The organism is Lysinibacillus sp. FW301-JW8 (assembly GCF_058788755.1).
Genome location: NZ_JBYTBB010000009.1, coordinates 1 through 19,964, shown reverse-complemented (window position 1 = coordinate 19,964; position 19,964 = coordinate 1). Strand labels below are relative to the sequence as shown.

The window sequence follows — 19,964 nt, the reverse complement described above, 5'->3', positions numbered from 1 at the left end:
CCTGCTTTCATCTATCAAAGCTCACTTTGACAAATCATTTGTAAAATCACTACTCAATACCGCTATCTAATTCTCATTCTATCAAAAAAACAGAAAAGAGTTGTATAAAATATTAAGAATATATACAAAAAAGGAGGCATCTCAGATTTATTTCTGAAATGCCTCCTCTAAACAGAGGGAAAAAGGTTAATTTATTATTTTTCTAAAATAATATTAACTTTAGGATTTTTTCTTTTTAGGTATTTTTACTGTAATTTGATAATACTCCTCTGTGTCTTCTTCCTCCGTCTTAACCGTTATACCACTTTTGGTTACCATTGATAGCGATTGTTTAATCGTATTCAAAGCAATACGGACATCTTTACTAATTGCCTTACGTTTCGGTCTAGCCTTCTTTGGTGCATCTTCCTCTTGATCTGCTGCCTCTGGATGCAATAATAGATGAATATGCTCTTCTAGCTGGCGAACATTCCAATCATTTTCCATTGTCTGTTGTAAAATCTCTAGTTGTAATGGCTGATCTTTAATCGCAATTAATGCACGTGCATGTCGTTCAGATATTTTACGCTTCAAAATTGCTTGCTGCACTTCATCCGGCAGCTTTAATAAACGTAGTTTATTAGCTACCGTGGATTGTCCTTTTCCAAGTCGCTGGGCCAAAGCTTCTTGTGTCAGCTCATGAAGCTCTAATAATTTTTGATAGGCTACAGCTTCTTCAATCGCAGTTAACTCCTCACGCTGTAAGTTCTCTATTAAAGCAATAGATGCTGTTTCCTTATCAGTTAAATTACGTACAATAGCAGGGACTTCTGTCCATTGTAGCTTTTTCATCGCTCGATAACGACGCTCTCCAGCAATGATTTCATATTGATTTTCTGATGTTTTACGTACAACAATTGGCTGAATCACACCATGTGTATGAATGGTTCTTGATAACTCTTCAATTTTTTCATCATCAAAAATAGTACGTGGCTGAAAACGGTTAGGTACAATTTGATCAATAGGCAATTTTATGACTTCTTCTGCTGCATGAACCGCCTCTGCTTGTTCTACTTCATTTTTCACAATAGGCTCTGTTTTACTTCCGCCTCCAAAAAAACGTGAAAAAGGACTTTTCATCCAAGTGGCACCACCTTTAAGTAACTATCTTGCTAAGTGTCATTCTATTATTATTTATTATATTTCTTAAAATGTATATAGTTCATAGATGTCAATTGCGTGAACCATCCATAACTAGTATGTATGCTCAAAATAGAAAAATTATTTTCTACTTTGAGAAGTTTCACATGAAACACTAATTATTGAATAGGTGTTTTATTTGGTACACCTGGTTTACGCGGATATTTTTTTGGTGTTCCTTTTATTTTATCAAAGATATATAAAATACGGTCACTTTCTTCAACAGGTAAATGGAAAGAAAATTCTTCTTTTAATGAAACGCCTAATGTAGTCAATGCTTTTTTAGCATCTTTTAATTCTTCTGCACCTGCTGCTGCTTTTAAGGCAACAAAATATCCACCTTGTTTTGCTAGTGGTACACATAGTTCTGATAAGACTGATAAACGGGCTACTGCACGAGCTGTTACAACATCAAATTGCTCACGGTATTTTGGATTTTGACCAAATTCCTCTGCCCTAGCGTGTACAAAATGCATATTCTCTAATTGCAACTCATCACTTAAATGATTTAAAAATGTAATTCTTTTATTTAAAGAATCTACAATAGTGATGTGTAAATGCGGGTAACAGATTTTAATCGGAATACTTGGGAAACCAGCACCTGCTCCAACATCACAAACTGTTGTCACGGTTGAAAAATCAAAATAGAAGGATGCACTAATGGAATCGTAAAAATGCTTTAAATAAACACCCTCTAAATCAGTAATAGCCGTTAAGTTCATTTTTTCATTCCACTCAACAAGGAGTTCAAAGTATTTTTTAAATTGAGTGATTTGATGATTAGAAAGCTCTATCCCCTTTTCCTTTAATGCCTCAATAAATTGTTGTTCGTTCATGTAAAGTCTCCTTTAGCTATATGGCCAGTAAGCTTATCTGAGATTTGCCTAGCATAGCCTGAAAAATAGGAAGCGGGCACAAAGGTATGCCCGCCCCTTATTCACTTTACTGTTCTTAATGATTAGCTGCTTACTTTCGCTATCTTACCTTGTTCAATATAAACAAGCAGAATGGAAATATCAGCTGGATTAACACCAGAAATACGAGAGGCCTGCGCAATTGAAAGTGGTGTAACTTGTTTTAATTTTTGACGCGCTTCTGTTGCTAAACCTGAAATAGCATCATAATCAATATTTTCTGGGATTTTTTTATTTTCCATTTTATGAAGCTTTTCCACTTGTTGCAATGCTTTTTCAATATAACCTTCATATTTAAGCTGAATCTCAATTTGTTCCTTCTCTTCTTCCGAAAATTCAACATCTGCAGGAATAAGTGAAGAAATTAATTCATAATGCATCTCTGGACGTTTTAATAAATCCGCTCCACGAATACCATCTTTCAATTCACTACCGCCTACAGAACGAATAACAGCCTGTGTCGCTTCATTTGGTTTAATAATAATTTCACGAAGACGTGCAATTTCACTTTCAATCAGCTCTTTTTTCTCATTGAATTGAGCATATCTTTCTTCTGCAATCATACCCATTTTATACCCTAGCTCCACTAAACGTAAATCAGCATTATCATGGCGAAGAAGTAAACGGTATTCAGCACGAGATGTTAATAAGCGATACGGTTCATTTGTACCTTTTGTTACAAGGTCATCGATTAATACACCAATATAAGCATTTGAGCGACTTAAAATTAGCTCTTCTTTTCCAAGGGAGTTTGCTGCAGCATTCATCCCTGCCATTAAGCCTTGAGCAGCTGCCTCCTCGTAACCAGATGTTCCGTTAATTTGACCTGCTGTATATAGCCCTTTAATGCGCTTTGTTTCTAACGTTGGCCATAGTTGTGTAGGCACAATCGCATCATATTCGATAGCATAGCCAGCACGCATCATTTCTGCCTTTTCTAAACCAGGAATCGATTTTAGTAAACGTGTTTGTACATGCTCTGGTAAACTTGTTGATAAACCTTGTACATAGACTTCGCGTGTATTGCGACCTTCTGGCTCTAAGAAAATCTGGTGTCGCGGTTTGTCATTAAAACGCACAACTTTGTCTTCAATAGATGGACAGTAACGCGGTCCCGTTCCTTTAATCATCCCTGAGTACATCGGAGATAGATGTAAGTTAGCCTCAATAATTTCGTGTGTTTCAGGGCTTGTATAGGTTAACCAGCAAGGAAGTTGATCCATGATAAATTCAGTCGTTTCAAAGCTGAATGCACGTGGAACATCATCTCCTGGTTGGATTTCAGTTTTGTCGTAATCAATTGTACGGCTGTTCACACGTGGTGGAGTTCCCGTCTTGAAGCGAACAAGATCAAAACCAAGCTCTTTTAAATTATCAGCTAATCGAATAGAGGGCTGTTGGTTATTAGGACCACTTGAATATTTAACATCTCCAATAATGATCTCACCACGAAGGAATGTTCCTGTTGTGACAATTACTGTTTTAGCACGATAAGCAGCGCCAATTTGTGTAATGACACCTTTCACTTCCCCATCCTCAATAATTAGCTCTTCCACCATTCCTTGATGGATAGTTAAATTCGCAGTTTCCTCCAACACACGTTTCATTTCTTGTTGGTATAAAACTTTGTCTGCTTGTGCTCGTAAGGCTCGTACCGCAGGACCTTTCCCTGTATTTAACATACGCATTTGAATATGGGTTTTATCAATAACTTTCCCCATAGCTCCGCCTAAAGCGTCAATTTCTCTTACTACAATACCTTTTGCAGGACCACCAATTGATGGATTACATGGCATAAACGCAATCATATCTAAATTGATCGTCAACATCAGTGTGTTAGCACCCATTTTGGCAGCAGCATAAGCAGCTTCTGAACCTGCATGGCCTGCGCCAATGACGATAACATCAAACGTGCCTGCCTCATATTTTGTTGGCATAGCTCGTATCTTCCTTTCTTTCGTAAATTTATTTTCCTAAGCAGAACTGTGAAAATAGCTGATTAATTAGGCTTTCCTGCACAGTGTCACCAATAATTTCGCCAAGTATTTCCCAAGTTCTTGTTACATCTATTTGCACCATATCTACAGGTACGCCTGCTTGTGCTGCAGCCAATGCATCCTCAACCGTCGCTTGTGCTTGATGCAATAATGCAATGTGTCTTGCATTTGATACATATGTTAAATCGCCCGCTTCGATTTGTCCTTCAAAGAATAGCGCCGCAATTGCTTCCTCTAATTCCGTGATACCTTCCTCTTGTAAAAGAGACGTTGTCACAATACGATGACTACCCGCTAACTCTTTTACTCGAGCTATATCAATTTTCTGTGGTAAATCTGTTTTATTGACAATAACGATGTAATCCATTGCCTCAATTGTTTCGAATAAACGTTCATCCTCGGTAGTCAATTCATCAGCATAGTTTAATACAAACAAAATTAAATCTGCTCCACGTAAAGCTTCACGAGAACGTTCTACACCAATTCGTTCAACGATATCCTCTGTTTCTCGAATTCCAGCTGTATCCACTAAACGTAGTGGTACACCACGTACATTGACGTACTCCTCTATAATATCACGAGTTGTCCCTGCAATATCTGTCACAATGGCCTTATTCTCTTGGACTAAACTATTTAAAAGAGAAGATTTACCGACATTTGGGCGACCTAAGATAACAGTAGATAAACCTTCACGTAGTATTTTTCCTTGAGAGGATGTTTGCAGAAGTTTCATAATTTCATTACGTACCCACGTACATTTTTCTACTAATACAGGTACTGTCATCTCTTCTACATCATCATACTCAGGATAATCTATATTAACCTCTACTTGTGCTAATGTCTCTAGTAATGCTTGACGTAAATCACCTATTAAACGCGACAATTTCCCATCCATTTGACCTAAAGCCACATTCATCGCTCGGTCTGTCTTAGCTCTTATTAAATCCATTACCGCTTCAGCTTGCGATAAATCAATACGCCCATTTAAAAATGCTCGTTTTGTAAATTCACCTGGCTCTGCTAATCTTGCTCCATTCGTTAATACTAATTTCAATACTCTGTTTACAGAAACTAGCCCGCCATGACAATTTATTTCTACTACATCCTCACGCGTGAATGTTTTTGGTCCACGCATTAATGACAGCATTACTTCCTCTACAACCTCATTTGTTTTAGGATCGACTAAATGCCCATAATGAATCGTATGCGTAGCCTTCGTTGTTAAGCTTTTTCCACCAGGCGATCTGAATATTTTATCTGCAATTGCCACTGCTTCATCTCCACTTAAACGGACGATGGCTATGGCTCCCTCACCCATTGGTGTGGATATCGCAGCAATTGTATCAAACTCCATTTAATGACCTCCTCAACGTTATCCACATGTGGATAATTAAAAACCGACCAAAACTTACTAACACCTTAGACTAACATATTTTCAACAAAATCTAAAGTAAGGATATTTTCCAATTGTGGATAAATAACTAGTGAACTTTACTGTGTAGCTGCAGCTATGCGATACAAAAAACATTTGCTAAATGAAGATAAAAAAAGCCATTTTATCTTAACGATAAAATGACTCGTGTGTTGTCTGTATGTTTTTTCGAAGCTTAACCATTCTTTACAGGTTCAATTACTAAATAACGATTTGGCTCCGTTCCCTCTGAGTATGTTTCAATATCAAGGCGATTTGCCAATTGATTATGAATAATTTTTCTTTCGTATGATTGCATCGGCTCAAATTCTACACGTTGATTTAAGCGAAGTGCTTTATCTGCCATACGATCTGCTAGTAACTCTAGAGCCTCTTGACGACGTTCACGATAGTTTTCAACATCTAATTTCACCATCAAGAATTGCTTAGCACTTTTATTTAATACAAGTTGTGTCAATTGCTGTAGAGAATTTAATGTTTGACCACGTTTCCCTATAAGTAGTGCAGCTTTCTCACATTTCAGCTGAAATAATACATATTTTCCTTCACGTGTCGTTTCAATGTCCAGATCATGGATATCTAATTGCTTAGCAATATTTACTAAGTAAGCTTTTGCCTCATCAATAGGATTAACTGAGGCTTCTTCCTCTTCTGGTTCTTCTTTGACTTGTTGAACTGCTTCGATTTCACTTGGTTGTTCAGAAACTTGTGAACTTTTTGTATCAACATCATCTATTACTGCTGGTTCCTCCAATTGATTCAGATTTAGCTGTTCAGCCTTCTCTGTTTCAACTATCGGAATCTGTACTTCCTTTACTGTCACACGTATCTCTGCAGAACGTGCCCCAAAACCTAAAAATCCTTTTTTACCTTCTTGTAAAACTTCAACATCTACTTGTTCACGGGTTTTGCCAAGTTTCTGTAACGCCAATGAGATCGCTTCTTGTGTTGTTGCGCCTATTTGCGTAAGTTGTTTCACTTTTTAGCCCCTCCATTTTGAGCAGGTTGTGTTTTATCTTTATTCCAAGGTTTATAAATAAACAGGTTTTGAATAATCGAGATAATATTACCGATTATCCAGTATAGCGGTAATGCTGCTGGCAATGCCATACCGAAAGCAATAATCATAAATGGCATAATATACATCATCATTTTCATTTGAGGGTTGTCCATAGCTGGACCCGTACGTAATACAATAAATTGCATTAAACCTGCAGTAATTGCTAAAGCTGGTGCAGGATCTGCTAATGGGAAGATAAAGAAATTCCCTAAATCAAACTCCTTTGAAGCATTCATACGGCTAATTGCATGATAGAAACCAATTAAAATTGGCATTTGAATGATCGCTGGTAAACATCCAGCAACTGGATTTACACCTGACTCACTCATTAGCTTCATCATCTCTTGCTGATATTGCTGCTGTGTTTGTGCATCCTTAGAAGCATACTTCTTTTGCAGTTCCTTCAATTTTGGCTGAATTTCTTGCATCTTTTTAGAGCTCTTCGTTTGTTTAATCATCAATGGCAGAATCGCCAAACGAATAATAATCGTTACAGCAATGATTCCCCATGCATACGTACCGAGCAGATCAGCAAAGTATTTTATTGCTGATACCAACGGCCAAACAATGAATTCATTCCAGAAGCCAGTGCTATCTTTGGAAATTGGTTCATTGAATTCTGTACAACCAGAAAGCAGCAATGCTACTGTTACTAGCGACAAAATTACCCAAAGTTGTTTCTTCAACCTTCTTCCCCCTACAAATACTATTCACTTTTTCTAAATCTATATTCGTGCCACTCTATTCATTTTTTGTTTTCTTCTGAATAAAGTTATCAGTTATTTTATCATGTCTATAACGTTTCACTCTACTAAATATTCTAACAATATACGCTTATTTACTTAAGTAATGTTACTAATTTTTCATATATTGCTGTGAAACCTCATAAACAGATACCCCTATGTGTATTTCTTTCTTTATTTTACGAAAGAAATACTTCAAAAAATAAAGGTGCTTTTCCCACTTTGGTTGCCATCTGTATTACGTTTTCTTCAATACCTTTGCGATTCGTAGTACATGCTGCAAACTTTGTTTCACATCATGAAAATCCATAGTGGCCGCCGGTTTTCTGGCGATAATAACATAGTCCATATTCGGCTTAAGCTCATCCTTTAACTCATGGATACTTTGTCGAATATAGCGTTTAATCTGGTTACGGGTTACTGCATTCCCAAGCTTCTTACTAACTGATAAACCTATACGAAATTCAGTTTGTTCCTCTTTCATCAGAAAATAAACAACAAACTGACGATTAGCGAAAGATTTACCTTTTTTAAACACCTTTTGAAAATCCTCATCTTTTTTTACTCGTTGGCGTTTTTTCATTACTTTCACCTGCTACTAGATAATATCTTTTGATCCTCATTTCTAGCTTTACTAAAAATAAAGAAAAAAAAGACCACTGATGTGGCTCAGTGGACTTATTTTATGCTGATAAAACTTTTCTTCCTTTACGACGACGAGCAGCAAGAACTTTACGACCGTTTTTCGTGCTCATACGTGCGCGGAAACCGTGAACTTTACTGTGCTTACGTTTTTTTGGTTGGTAAGTACGTTTCATTTATATAGACACCTCCTGAATGAAAGTTGAATTTTTCAACATACAGACCTGAATATTATATAAAGCATCTAGTTGTTTTGTCAATGAATTTCATAAATTTCTTTCGTCAACCAGTTTTATTGCTCCTTTTATTGAAACATAAATGTTAGTTTAGTTTCTAGTTCTTAGTCTTCCTGTCTCTTAAATAAAAATAAATTATCCACAGGGGACTTGTTTTTTTTACACAGAGTTGTGTATAGTATTTTTTGCATGTTTTTTTATCCACAACATTTATCTACAGCTTTTTAACATAAACAGAGGCTGTGGACAACTAGGAAGTGCATAAATGAATGGTATGTGGATAAGTTTCGTAAACTATTGAAATAGCTTTGTTTTTCTGATACGATTACTGTGCTTCACTTTGTTGAAAACTGAAATTGACTTTTATTTTATCCACAACTGTTGATATGCTGTGGATAATTTTTATCACAGCCTCTGGTTAACTTTTATCCACAGATTGTGAATTTGTGGATGAAGTGTAAAATGAACATATTTTCCATTTTATAAATGAATTATTTTTTTGTAATTGTATTGAACTGTAAAGGAGATTAGCAGCTTGGAACATTTAGAAGAACTATGGAATAATGTCCTGGCTCAAGTTGAACAAAAAATTTCTAAACCAAGCTTCGAAACGTGGCTAAAATCTACAAAACTACTTACTTATAATGGGAGTGGTTCTACTGTAACAATAGCCGCGCCAAATTCGTTTGCTCGAGACTGGCTTGAGAATCATTATATTCATTTGATTACAGGTATATTAACGGAGCTTACAGGCGAAGACTTGCTTATTAAATTTGTTGTTCAAAAAAACCAGGATTCGGACGATTTTGATTTACCAGCGCCGATCATCCAAGCAAAAAATAACGATCACCATGATATTTCACCAGGTATGTTAAACCCGAAGTATACTTTTGATACGTTTGTTATTGGCTCTGGTAATCGCTTTGCACATGCTGCCTCACTTGCTGTTGCTGAAGCGCCCGCGAAGGCTTATAACCCATTTTTTATTTATGGGGGGGTAGGGCTTGGCAAGACACACTTAATGCATGCAATAGGTCATTATGTTTTAGAACATAACCCAAATGCCAAAGTAGTCTATTTATCATCTGAAAAATTTACAAATGAATTTATTAACTCAATTCGGGATAATAAGGCACTCGATTTTCGTAACAAATACCGCAATGTAGATGTACTGCTAATTGATGATATTCAATTTTTAGCTGGAAAAGAATCAACTCAGGAAGAATTTTTCCATACTTTTAATACATTGCATGAAGAATCAAAACAAATTGTTATTTCCAGTGACCGTCCTCCAAAGGAAATTCCGACTTTGGAAGACCGTTTACGTTCTCGTTTTGAATGGGGATTAATCACAGATATTGCACCACCGGATTTGGAAACTCGTATCGCTATCCTTCGAAAAAAAGCAAAGGCTGACGGTTTAGAAGTGCCAAATGAGGTAATGCTCTATATTGCGAACCAGATCGACTCCAATATTAGGGAGCTTGAAGGTGCGCTTATTCGCGTCGTTGCCTATTCATCACTAGTAAACAAGGATATTAATGCTACTTTGGCTGCAGAAGCATTAAAGGATATCATTCCTAATTCGAAGCCACGAACTGTCACAATATTAGACATTCAAAATGCAGTAGGAGAGCATTTTAATATACGTTTAGAAGATTTTACTGCCAAAAAACGTACAAAATTAATTGCTTTCCCACGTCAAATTGCGATGTTTTTATCCCGCGAATTAACAGATTTCTCGCTGCCGAAAATTGGCGAAGAATTTGGTGGACGTGATCATACTACTGTTATACATGCTCACGAAAAAATATCTTCCATGTTGAAAAATGATGTTCAACTACAACAAGATATTAAACAAATAAGAAGCATGTTAGGAAAATAATCTGTGGACAATTCAATTATTTAAACACAAACTTATGCACAGTCTATCTACATGTGGATAGACTGATTTTATTGACTTAAATATACTTATCCACAAATCCACAGGACCTATTACTATATCTTTTTTATTTTATATAAATAAATAATATAAATATGTGAGGGAAAACGAATGAAATTTGATATTTTACGTGACCGTTTATTAGAAGGTTTAAATGATGTCATGAAAGCTGTAAGTTCTAAAACAACGATACCTATTTTAACGGGGATAAAAATTGACGTTACTGAGGAAGGAATTCGCCTAACTGGTAGTGATGCTGATATTACGATTCAAACATTTATTCCAGTTGAAGAGGACGGACAACAAATCATTCATATTACAGATACAGGATCAATTGTTGTACAAGCACGTATGTTTAATGAAATCGTACGTAAATTACCAACAAATGAGGTTGAAATTCATGTAACACCCGGTTTTCAAACGCATATCCGTTCTGGGAAATCAGAATTTCATTTGATTGGATCAGATGCTGCAGAATACCCATTATTACCCGAATTAACGGAAGATCAAAAATTTACTATTCCTGCTGACCTATTGAAGTCTATTATCCGTGAAACAGTATTCGCTGTCGCTACTTCAGAAAGTAGACCCGTGTTGACAGGTGTAAACTGGCAAATAAAAAATGAAGCATTAATCTGTGTTGCAACAGATAGCCACAGATTGGCAAGACGGAAAGTTCAGCTGGAAAATTTACCTGAAGTTGAACATAGTGTCGTTATTCCAGGAAAAAGCTTAAATGAGTTAAATAAAGTATTAGAAGATTCAACGAACCTTGTTCAAATTGTTATTACGAGCCAACAGGTGTTGTTTAAAACTGGAGAAGTATTATTCTTCTCACGTCTGCTTGAAGGGAACTACCCGGACACAACACGTTTAATTCCAGAGGAGTATCAAACAAATGTAACAATTAATGGGAAATCATTATTACAAGCAATTGATCGTGCTTCACTCGTTGCTCGAGGTGATCGTAATAATGTTGTGCGTTTTGAAATTCTAGACCACCAAGCTGTTGAAGTTTCTTCTAATTCTCCAGAAATCGGTAAAGTACAAGAGGAGATTCCAGTAGAATTACTTGAAGGGGAGAACTTAAAAATTTCCTTTAGTGCGAAATATATGATGGAGGCATTAAAAGCCATCGATGGTCAAGATGTAGTCATCCAATTTACAGGAGCAATGAGACCATTTATTTTACGTTCTGTTCATGATGATGCAATACTACAGTTAATTTTACCTGTACGTACTTATTAAAAATTCAAAGTACTTTCGATAGAAAAACAAAATGCTTTAATGATCAACTGTATTGACTTTGAAAACATTAGGATAGTCGCTAATTGCGGCTATCTTTTTTTACTTATGATGGATTTTTAGGTATGATAGAGAGATAGACAGTCTGAATTTGGAGGGGAACACAGCTATGAAGGACATTAAAATTGATGTGGAGTTTGTCACATTAGGGCAACTTTTAAAAATGACCGATGCGATTAGCTCAGGTGGTATGGCGAAATGGTTTTTACATGAAAATGATGTGTATGTTAACGGAGAAGTGGATGATCGCCGTGGTCGTAAATTACGTGACGGAGACATCGTTAATATTCCTGGATGTGGTCGATTTCGTATCGTTGGATCCACTGGACAGTAAGATATGCATATAGAGCAGTTAAAACTTACAAATTACCGTAACTATGATGCCTTAGCTTTAAAATTCTCTCCAAAAATTAATGTTTTCATTGGTGAAAATGCGCAAGGAAAAACAAATGTAATGGAATCTATCTACGTATTGGCGATGGCTAAATCCCATCGAACGACGAACGATAAAGAATTGATACGTTGGGATTCAGACTATGGTAAAATAGAAGGGGCCGTTCAAAAAAGGCATGGTATTTTACCGATAGAGCTTACGATTACAAAAAAAGGCAAGAAGGGTAAGATAAATCATATAGAGCAAAGTCGCCTTAGTCATTATATTGGTCAAATGAATGTCGTGATGTTTGCTCCCGAAGATTTGAATGTTGTAAAAGGGAGTCCGCAAATTCGACGACGTTTTATTGATATGGAGATTGGGCAAATTTCGCCTGTTTATTTACATGATTTATTAACCTTTCAAAAAATTTTAAAACAACGTAACCACTATTTAAAAATGAATCAAGGAAAAACAAAGACAGATGACGTGATGTATGAGGTCTATAATGAACAATATATTCACGCTGCTACCCAAATTATTCGAAAAAGATTTCAATTTATGGATTTATTGCAAGAGTGGGCAGAACCAATTCACGGAGGTATTTCACAAGGGAAGGAAATATTGCTTATCAAATATCGCACAGTAGCTGGTATAGAAAAGTATCATACTTCCAGTGAAATTGAAAATGTCTTGCATAAAAAGCTGATTGAAGCTAAGGAGCGAGAGTTTGATCGAGGAGTAACATTAGTGGGCCCTCATCGAGATGATTTGCAGTTTTTAGTAAACGGCTATGATGTACAGACTTATGGTTCGCAAGGACAACAACGTACTACCGCTCTTTCATTAAAACTTGCTGAAATCGAATTAATTAAACAAGAAACAAATGAAACACCCATACTACTTTTAGATGATGTATTGTCGGAACTCGACGATTATCGTCAATCGCATTTATTAAATACCATTCAGGGTGAGGTTCAAACCTTTGTAACGACTACAAGCGTTGATGGAATTCATCATGAGACAATGGAGCATGCACAGCTGTTCCACGTGAAACAAGGAGCGATTGAAGAAAGTTAGTCCGGGTAGTTTTTTAGATTACAAAAGAATGGTAATAGTCAGCTCGGTTGACTGTTCATTCATTTACACAAATGATGTTATGAAGGAGTAGATGAAAGCCGTGGCTATAGAGAACGAAGGTTTACAAAATCAAGCTTATGATGCCGATCAGATACAGGTATTAGAGGGTTTAGAAGCGGTACGTAAAAGACCTGGTATGTATATCGGCTCAACAAGCTCTAAGGGGCTTCACCATTTAGTATGGGAAATTGTTGATAATAGTATTGACGAAGCACTAGCAGGATTCTGTACAGATATAAAAGTAACCATAGAAAAAGACAATTGGATTCGAGTAGAAGATAATGGTCGTGGTATTCCAGTAAGCATTCAAGAAAAAATGGGTAAGCCTGCTGTAGAGGTTATTATGACAGTGCTACATGCGGGTGGTAAGTTCGGCGGCGGCGGCTACAAAGTATCTGGTGGTCTCCATGGTGTTGGGGCATCTGTTGTGAATGCATTATCAGTTGAAACAATTGTTCAAGTACATCGTGAAGGTCATATTCATGAGATTAAATTTGAGCGCGGTCAAACTGTTCAACAGCTAACAGTTATTGGGGATACAGATCATAATGGCACAACTACACGTTTTAAAGCCGACCCTGAAATATTTAAAGAAACTACTGTTTATGAATATGACATTTTAGCACATCGTATTCGTGAATTAGCTTATTTAAATCGTGGTATAAAAATTATAATTGCTGATGAACGTGAAGATGAGGAACGTTCTACTACATATCACTATGAAGGTGGTATTCGTTCTTATGTAGAGCATTTAAATCAATCGAAGGAGCCAATCCATGATCCAATTGATGTTCTTGGAGAAAAGGATGGTATTTCAGTTGAAATTGCTATGCAATATAATGCTGGCTTCTCCTCTAATATTTTTTCATTTGCTAATAATATAAATACGTATGAAGGGGGTACCCATGAATCTGGTTTTAAAACAGCCCTTACACGTGTTATTAATGATTACGCCCGTAAAAGCAGTCTTTTAAAAGAATCAGATGCTAATCTTACTGGTGAGGATGTTCGTGAAGGGCTAACAGCTATTGTTTCCATTAAGCACCCTGATCCACAATTTGAAGGGCAAACTAAAACTAAACTTGGTAACTCTGAAGTCAGCCAAATTACCAATTCTCTATTCTCAGATGGTTTTGAACGTTTTATGTTAGAGAACCCAACAATTGCTCGTAAAATTGTTGAAAAAGGTTTAATGGCTGCCCGTGCTCGTGTAGCTGCAAAGAAGGCACGTGAATTTACACGCCGAAAAAATGCTCTTGAAGTATCCAGCTTACCTGGTAAATTAGCTGATTGTTCATCTACAAATCCGGCAGAATGTGAAATTTATATCGTTGAGGGTGATTCCGCTGGTGGTTCTGCAAAATCTGGACGTGATCGTCATTTCCAAGCAATCCTACCGTTACGTGGTAAAATCCTGAACGTTGAAAAAGCAAGATTAGATAAAATTTTATCGAATGCTGAAATACGTGCAATGATTACGGCATTCGGTACAGGTATTGGGGAAGAATTTAATTTAGAAAAGGCACGTTACCATAAAATTGTCATTATGACAGATGCCGATGTTGATGGTGCACATATTCGTACATTATTGCTAACATTCTTCTTCCGTTTCCTTCGCCCTTTAATAGAGGCAGGCTATATTTATATTGCCCAACCACCACTTTATCAAGTAAAGCAGGGCAAACATGTTGAGTATTGCTATGATGATGAAACACTCAAAGAAATTCTTGAGCGACTACCGAAAATGCCAAAACCGAATGTACAGCGTTATAAAGGTTTAGGTGAAATGAATGCAGTACAGCTTTGGGAAACGACAATGGATCCTGAGCATCGTACATTATTACAAGTAGAATTAGATGATGCCATTAAAGCAAATCAAGCATTTGAGCGTTTAATGGGCGATGAAGTTGAACCACGTCGTCAATTTATCGAAGAAAATGCTGTATACGCTAATTTAGATATTTAATTTTTCTTGAGAGGAGGTCTACACTTTGTCAGAACAAGAACGCTCCGGTGTTAAAGGAGTTAATATCACAGAAGAAATTGAAACATCCTTTCTTGATTATGCAATGAGTGTTATTGTTTCACGTGCATTACCTGATGTACGTGATGGATTAAAGCCTGTACATCGCCGTATTTTATATGGTATGCAGGAGCTTGGGAATACAGCAGATAAACCGTACAAAAAATCAGCACGTATTGTTGGGGATGTAATGGGTAAATACCATCCACATGGTGACTCTTCAATCTACGATGCGATGGTACGTATGGCGCAAGATTTCAGTTATCGTTACATGTTAGTTGATGGTCATGGTAACTTTGGATCTGTGGATGGAGATGGTGCTGCTGCAATGCGTTATACGGAATCACGTATGTCACGTATTGCCATGGAGATGCTTCGCGATATTAATAAAGACACAATTGACTACACAGATAACTATGATGGATCAGAGAAAGAGCCTGTTGTACTACCAAGTCGTTATCCTAACTTATTAGTAAACGGTGCGGCAGGAATTGCGGTTGGTATGGCCACGAATATTCCGCCGCATCAGCTTGGAGAAACGATTGATGCAGTAATAGCACTTTCTGAAAATCCTGCTATTACAACTGAAGAATTAATGGAAATTATCCCTGGTCCTGATTTTCCAACAGGTGGGTTAATTTTAGGTCGAAGTGGTATTCGTCGTGCATACGAAACAGGTCGTGGCTCAATTATTATTCGTGCGAAAGTAGAGATTGAACAGAAATCGAATGGTAGGGAAACTATTCTTATACATGAATTACCGTACCAAGTGAATAAAGCTAAGCTTATTGAAAAAATAGCAGAGCTTGTTCGCGATAAAAAAATTGATGGTATCACAAATCTACGTGATGAATCTGATCGTCGTGGTATGCGAGTAGTCATAGAAATACGTAAAGATTCGAATGCCAATGTAGTATTAAATAATTTATATAAACAAACAGCTATGCAGTCGAGTTTCGGTATTAATATGCTGTCATTAGTAAATGGTCAGCCAAAAGTGATGGGCCTTAAAGAGATGCTACATCATTATTTAGAACACCAAAAGGTTATTATTCGCCGTCGTACAGAATTTGACTTAAGGAAAGCTGAAGATCGTGCACATATCTTAGAGGGCTTGCGCATTGCGCTTGATCATATTGACGAAATTATTGCTATTATTCGTGGTTCCCGCAGCGGTGAAGAAGCGAAGCCACAATTGATGGAGCGTTTTAATTTATCAGAACGTCAAGCACAAGCAATCTTAGATATGCGTTTAGTCCGTTTAAGTGGATTAGAGCGTGAAAAAATTGAAGCAGAATATCAAGAGCTTCAAGTACTGATTGCTGAGTTAAAGGCGATTCTTGCAGATGGAGCGAAAATTGTCGATATTATTCGTACAGAAATTTTAGAATTGAAAGAACGCTTTAACGATAAACGTCGTACTGAAATTACTTCTGGCGGTATAGAAATGATTGAGGACGAGGATTTAATTCCAGTCGAAAATTCGGTCGTAACCTTAACGCACAATGGATATATTAAACGTTTAGCTGCAAATACATATCGCAGTCAAAAACGTGGTGGTCGTGGTGTGCAAGGAATGGGTACAAATGAAGATGATTTTGTAGAGCACCTTATGAATACATCCACGCACGATACAATTTTATTTTTCACTTCAAAAGGAAAAGTATTTAGAGCAAAAGGTTATGAAATTCCGGAATTTGGTCGTACAGCGAAAGGATTACCGATTGTTAACTTACTTAATATTGAAAAAGGTGAAAAGGTAACAGCGATGATCCGTGTAGGTTCATTTGATGATGAAGATGCATACTTCATCTTTACTACTAAGACAGGTATTACAAAGCGTACACCAGTATCTCAGTTTGCTAATATCCGCACCAATGGTTTAATAGCTATTAGTTTACGGGAAGATGATGATCTCATTTCAGTTCGTTTAACTGATGGCGATAAGCAAGTCATAATAGGTACTCGTGATGGGATGCTCGTTCGTTTCCAAGAAGATGATATTCGCTCAATGGGACGTACTGCTGGCGGTGTGCGTGGTATCAAATTACGTGATGGTGACGAAGTAGTTGGTATGGAAATCATAGAACCAGGTCAGGAAATCTTAGTTGTTACGGAAAAAGGATACGGTAAACGTACTTCTGAAGAAGAATATCGTCTACAGAGCCGTGGTGGTGTAGGGTTAAAAACAATGCAAATCACTGATAAAAACGGTCCAATGGTAGCTGTAAAAACTGTTGATGGATCTGAGGATCTAATGCTTATTACAATTAATGGTATGTTAATTCGTATGGATATCAATGATATTTCATTAATTGGTCGTAGTACGCAGGGAGTTCGTTTAATTCGTTTAGGGGATGACGAGCTTGTGGCAACTGTAGCAAAGGTTGAAAAAGAAGATGAAACTAATGAAGAAAATGATGAAATAGAAGAATAATAAAGGGACCGATGACGGCAGTGAAAATTGCAGTCGTCGGTTTTTTAGCATAAATCATGAAAAATAAGTAATTATTTTGAATTCCATGATAAAATGAAATTAACTGTAAAGAAAGCGAAATAGTGAAGAGGTGTTAATTGCATGGAAACTATACATGTCCCAATATCGGAGTTGCGTGTAGGTAAAGTAATTTCTGAGGATATTTTTGCAAATACACAATATCCTATAATATTTAAAAACACAATCATTTCTCATGAGCATTTACAAGTCTTTTTTGCTTTTAATATTTCAAGAGTTTCTGTTTACAAGGATGGTACGGACCAACAATCTGAAGTAAGTGAAACGGATTTAGTCGTACCACCTGAGGCTGTTCCAACTTTTAAGAGAGTCTATGATAATTCTGTCGAGCAATTTAAAAAAGAATTTAAAAATTGGGAAGCTGGTGCAAAAGTTGATATTGCCAAAGCACGTTCAATTATTTTGCCATTAGTGGAAATGGTGTTAGAAGATCGTACAATCATCTTTGATTTAAATGAGTATTCAAACCCTAAAGATTATTTATATCATCATTGTGTCGCAACTGCATTGATTTCATCGGTGATAGCACAAAAATTAGGTCATGATAGAGGAACGACGATTCAAGTTGCCATTGGAGGACTGTTAGCGGATTGTGGAATGGCAAAAATTCATCCTCGGATTCGCGATAAGAAAACAACCTTAACAGAAAAGGAATTTGATGAAATTTATAAGCATCCGACGTATAGCTATAATATGGTCAAGGATTTAACAATCTTAAAAGAAACAATGAAGGAAGCAATTTTTCAACACCATGAGCGTTTAAATGGGAGCGGTTATCCAAAGGCTGAGAAAATAGCTAACATTTCTATGTTTGCTCAAATTATAGCAGTTGCAGATGTTTTTCATGCAATGACGTGTGAACGTGTATATAGAGCTAAGCAATCGTCCTTTAAAGTAATTGAAATGATTAATGAATCCGAATTTGGAAAATTTGATATTAAAGTAGTTCGAGCACTTATTGATATTGTTGCTGACTTACCAATAGGTACAATCGTAGAACTGTCTAATTTGGAACGTGGGGAAGTAATGTTTGTAAATAAATTTGCACCAACACGGCCACTTATTAAATTATGCCTTTCAGGTGAGATTTTTGATTTAGGAAAAAATCGGACATTTTATATTTCACGTATTATAACGAATTAATATTAAATGAATGACAATCGATGATAAATTATCCCTTCTAAGTAAGTGTTGAAAAATGGCTATAGTAATAGTCGAAACAATTGCTTGGAGGGGATTTTCTATGAGCGAAAAGGGGAGAATCTGATTACAATATGTAAGCTTATAAAATATTATATAAGAGGAGAACAAGAGGGGAATCATAAGGCTGATGTAGATGAATGTAAATATTCATTAAAGGAAATGCGCTTTCTTTAAACCTAGAAAGAAAGAGATTGTACCTTGAAATCTATAAATATGTTCTTTGCAAAGTGATGTTAAGATTGAGACATCCATAAAAAAGCGCAAATGCAAGAACAATGTGTGTGGTCCATTAGTTGCAGAAAACGCTCTTTCATTGATTAAGATATTTTCATATTCAATATCTACAAATAACTCTTAGATAAGGGGCTAGTAGCGTGTAAAGTTCGAAATCAAAATAGATATGTAAGTAAAAATGTAAATATTTCAATGTGTTTTTACTGGATGTAAACAATTATGCTTTTGGGACAATCTAGTTATCTTCCTTTTTTAGTATATACATAACTTATTTTTGAATGGATGCATATTACCTTAACTATAGTTCTTCTTAATATATATATGGTTAAACAATATTAAGACACTAAGCACTAAAATTGACTACTGATAAAGTCTTTCTAAGTTTTTAACATTGGCAGGATTAAGTCTGTTCAATGGAAGGATGTATCTGTGTAAAATTATATAATCAATAAATAATATAGTATAGTATGTAAGTATCTTTTAATTACTAAGTAGATATAGGAATGAAATAGTTAATTATAAAAAACTATATATTTTTTTGAGAAAGTGTTGACATAGTTATAGAATATTGATATTATTAGTGAGTCGCCAAAAGGTGACACTGAAATTGAAGTAAATGAACCTTGAAAACTGAACAAGCAAAACGTAATCAATCAAGTTTTTAGTAGCTAGCTTCTGCTGGTGAACAAAACAAAAATTTTGGACATCAAAATTGATGCCAGCAAAACAATTTGAGCTAATCAAATTTCTTTTATGGAGAGTTTGATCCTGGCTCAGGACGAACGCTGGCGGCGTGCCTAATACATGCAAGTCGAGCGAACAGAGAAGGAGCTTGCTCCTTTGACGTTAGCGGCGGACGGGTGAGTAACACGTGGGCAACCTACCCTATAGTTTGGGATAACTCCGGGAAACCGGGGCTAATACCGAATAATCTAGTTCACCTCATGGCGAACTATTAAAAGACGGTTTCGGCTGTCGCTATAGGATGGGCCCGCGGCGCATTAGCTAGTTGGTGAGGTAATGGCT

The 19,964-nt window shown here is 36.4% G+C and carries 15 protein-coding genes and 1 rRNA gene; 8 read left to right on the top strand and 8 right to left on the bottom strand.

Features of this window, described 5'->3' with window-relative positions; translation table 11 throughout:
* Positions 1-219: 219 nt before the first annotated feature.
* The 8 genes from noc to rpmH all read right to left on the bottom strand — a co-directional run bounded on the left by noc (position 220) and on the right by rpmH (position 8,143).
* Complete coding sequence (noc, locus tag AC3WOM_RS05660) at positions 220-1,119, bottom strand: nucleoid occlusion protein (protein ID WP_427543822.1); 900 nt, start codon at positions 1,117-1,119, stop codon at positions 220-222.
* A gap of 179 nt (positions 1,120-1,298) precedes the next feature.
* Positions 1,299-2,015 (bottom strand): 16S rRNA (guanine(527)-N(7))-methyltransferase RsmG, encoded by a 717-nt coding sequence (gene rsmG / locus AC3WOM_RS05655; protein WP_492445521.1) that lies wholly within the window; start codon positions 2,013-2,015, stop codon positions 1,299-1,301.
* Between the two features lie 122 nt (positions 2,016-2,137).
* The gene (mnmG, locus tag AC3WOM_RS05650) at positions 2,138-4,030 is read right to left on the bottom strand and encodes a tRNA uridine-5-carboxymethylaminomethyl(34) synthesis enzyme MnmG (protein WP_427543816.1); all 1,893 of its coding nucleotides are present in this window, start codon (positions 4,028-4,030) and stop codon (positions 2,138-2,140) included.
* Between the two features lie 28 nt (positions 4,031-4,058).
* Entirely contained in the window at positions 4,059-5,444 is a 1,386-nt protein-coding gene (gene mnmE / locus AC3WOM_RS05645; RefSeq protein WP_427543813.1) for a tRNA uridine-5-carboxymethylaminomethyl(34) synthesis GTPase MnmE, read from the bottom strand.
* A gap of 253 nt (positions 5,445-5,697) precedes the next feature.
* Positions 5,698-6,501, bottom strand: a complete 804-nt coding sequence (gene jag, locus AC3WOM_RS05640; RefSeq protein ID WP_492445519.1) for an RNA-binding cell elongation regulator Jag/EloR — start codon at positions 6,499-6,501, stop codon at positions 5,698-5,700.
* Complete coding sequence (gene yidC, locus AC3WOM_RS05635; protein ID WP_492445517.1) at positions 6,498-7,268, bottom strand: membrane protein insertase YidC; 771 nt, start codon at positions 7,266-7,268, stop codon at positions 6,498-6,500. The genes jag and yidC overlap by 4 nt, the downstream gene beginning before the upstream one ends.
* Before the next feature lie 295 nt (positions 7,269-7,563).
* Positions 7,564-7,908 (bottom strand): ribonuclease P protein component, encoded by a 345-nt coding sequence (gene rnpA, locus AC3WOM_RS05630; RefSeq protein WP_427543804.1) that lies wholly within the window; start codon positions 7,906-7,908, stop codon positions 7,564-7,566.
* Positions 7,909-8,008: 100 nt separating this feature from the next.
* Complete coding sequence (rpmH, locus tag AC3WOM_RS05625; protein WP_004233310.1) at positions 8,009-8,143, bottom strand: 50S ribosomal protein L34; 135 nt, start codon at positions 8,141-8,143, stop codon at positions 8,009-8,011.
* Between the two features lie 595 nt (positions 8,144-8,738).
* Here rpmH and dnaA point away from each other — a divergent pair.
* The 8 genes from dnaA to AC3WOM_RS05585 all read left to right on the top strand — a co-directional run.
* Positions 8,739-10,088, top strand: coding sequence for a chromosomal replication initiator protein DnaA (gene dnaA, locus AC3WOM_RS05620; RefSeq protein ID WP_427543801.1), 1,350 nt, complete (start codon positions 8,739-8,741; stop codon positions 10,086-10,088).
* Between the two features lie 168 nt (positions 10,089-10,256).
* Positions 10,257-11,393 carry a DNA polymerase III subunit beta gene (gene dnaN / locus AC3WOM_RS05615; RefSeq protein WP_427543798.1) on the top strand — a complete coding sequence of 379 codons (1,137 nt, stop codon included), beginning with the start codon at positions 10,257-10,259 and terminating at the stop codon, positions 11,391-11,393.
* 166 nt (positions 11,394-11,559) lie between these two features.
* Entirely contained in the window at positions 11,560-11,784 is a 225-nt protein-coding gene (gene yaaA, locus AC3WOM_RS05610; RefSeq protein ID WP_427543795.1) for a S4 domain-containing protein YaaA, read from the top strand.
* A gap of 3 nt (positions 11,785-11,787) precedes the next feature.
* Positions 11,788-12,903: a DNA replication/repair protein RecF gene (gene recF, locus AC3WOM_RS05605; RefSeq protein ID WP_492445516.1), complete on the top strand. Its 1,116-nt coding sequence runs from the start codon at positions 11,788-11,790 to the stop codon at positions 12,901-12,903.
* 91 nt (positions 12,904-12,994) lie between these two features.
* On the top strand, positions 12,995-14,929 hold the full coding sequence (gyrB, locus tag AC3WOM_RS05600; protein WP_492445514.1) for a DNA topoisomerase (ATP-hydrolyzing) subunit B: 1,935 nt from the start codon (positions 12,995-12,997) through the stop codon (positions 14,927-14,929).
* Between the two features lie 25 nt (positions 14,930-14,954).
* Complete coding sequence (gyrA, locus tag AC3WOM_RS05595) at positions 14,955-17,423, top strand: DNA gyrase subunit A (protein WP_492445512.1); 2,469 nt, start codon at positions 14,955-14,957, stop codon at positions 17,421-17,423.
* A gap of 141 nt (positions 17,424-17,564) precedes the next feature.
* Positions 17,565-18,644: an HD-GYP domain-containing protein gene (locus tag AC3WOM_RS05590; protein ID WP_492445511.1), complete on the top strand. Its 1,080-nt coding sequence runs from the start codon at positions 17,565-17,567 to the stop codon at positions 18,642-18,644.
* 1,044 nt (positions 18,645-19,688) lie between these two features.
* Positions 19,689-19,964: ribosomal RNA gene (locus tag AC3WOM_RS05585) — 16S ribosomal RNA — on the top strand; the annotation flags it as partial.

Excerpts from the sequence above, each read along its gene's own strand:
- noc (WP_427543822.1), bottom strand. The coding sequence starts at position 1,119 with ATGAAAAGTCCTTTTTCACGTTTTTTTGGAGGCGGAAGTAAAACAGAG.
- rsmG (WP_492445521.1), bottom strand. The coding sequence starts at position 2,015 with ATGAACGAACAACAATTTATTGAGGCATTAAAGGAAAAGGGGATAGAG.
- mnmG (WP_427543816.1), bottom strand. The coding sequence starts at position 4,030 with ATGCCAACAAAATATGAGGCAGGCACGTTTGATGTTATCGTCATTGGC.
- mnmE (WP_427543813.1), bottom strand. The coding sequence starts at position 5,444 with ATGGAGTTTGATACAATTGCTGCGATATCCACACCAATGGGTGAGGGA.
- rnpA (WP_427543804.1), bottom strand. The coding sequence starts at position 7,908 with ATGAAAAAACGCCAACGAGTAAAAAAAGATGAGGATTTTCAAAAGGTG.
- rpmH (WP_004233310.1), bottom strand. The coding sequence starts at position 8,143 with ATGAAACGTACTTACCAACCAAAAAAACGTAAGCACAGTAAAGTTCAC.
- dnaN (WP_427543798.1), top strand. The coding sequence starts at position 10,257 with ATGAAATTTGATATTTTACGTGACCGTTTATTAGAAGGTTTAAATGAT.
- yaaA (WP_427543795.1), top strand. The coding sequence starts at position 11,560 with ATGAAGGACATTAAAATTGATGTGGAGTTTGTCACATTAGGGCAACTT.
- recF (WP_492445516.1), top strand. The coding sequence starts at position 11,788 with ATGCATATAGAGCAGTTAAAACTTACAAATTACCGTAACTATGATGCC.
- gyrB (WP_492445514.1), top strand. The coding sequence starts at position 12,995 with ATGAAAGCCGTGGCTATAGAGAACGAAGGTTTACAAAATCAAGCTTAT.
- AC3WOM_RS05590 (WP_492445511.1), top strand. The coding sequence starts at position 17,565 with ATGGAAACTATACATGTCCCAATATCGGAGTTGCGTGTAGGTAAAGTA.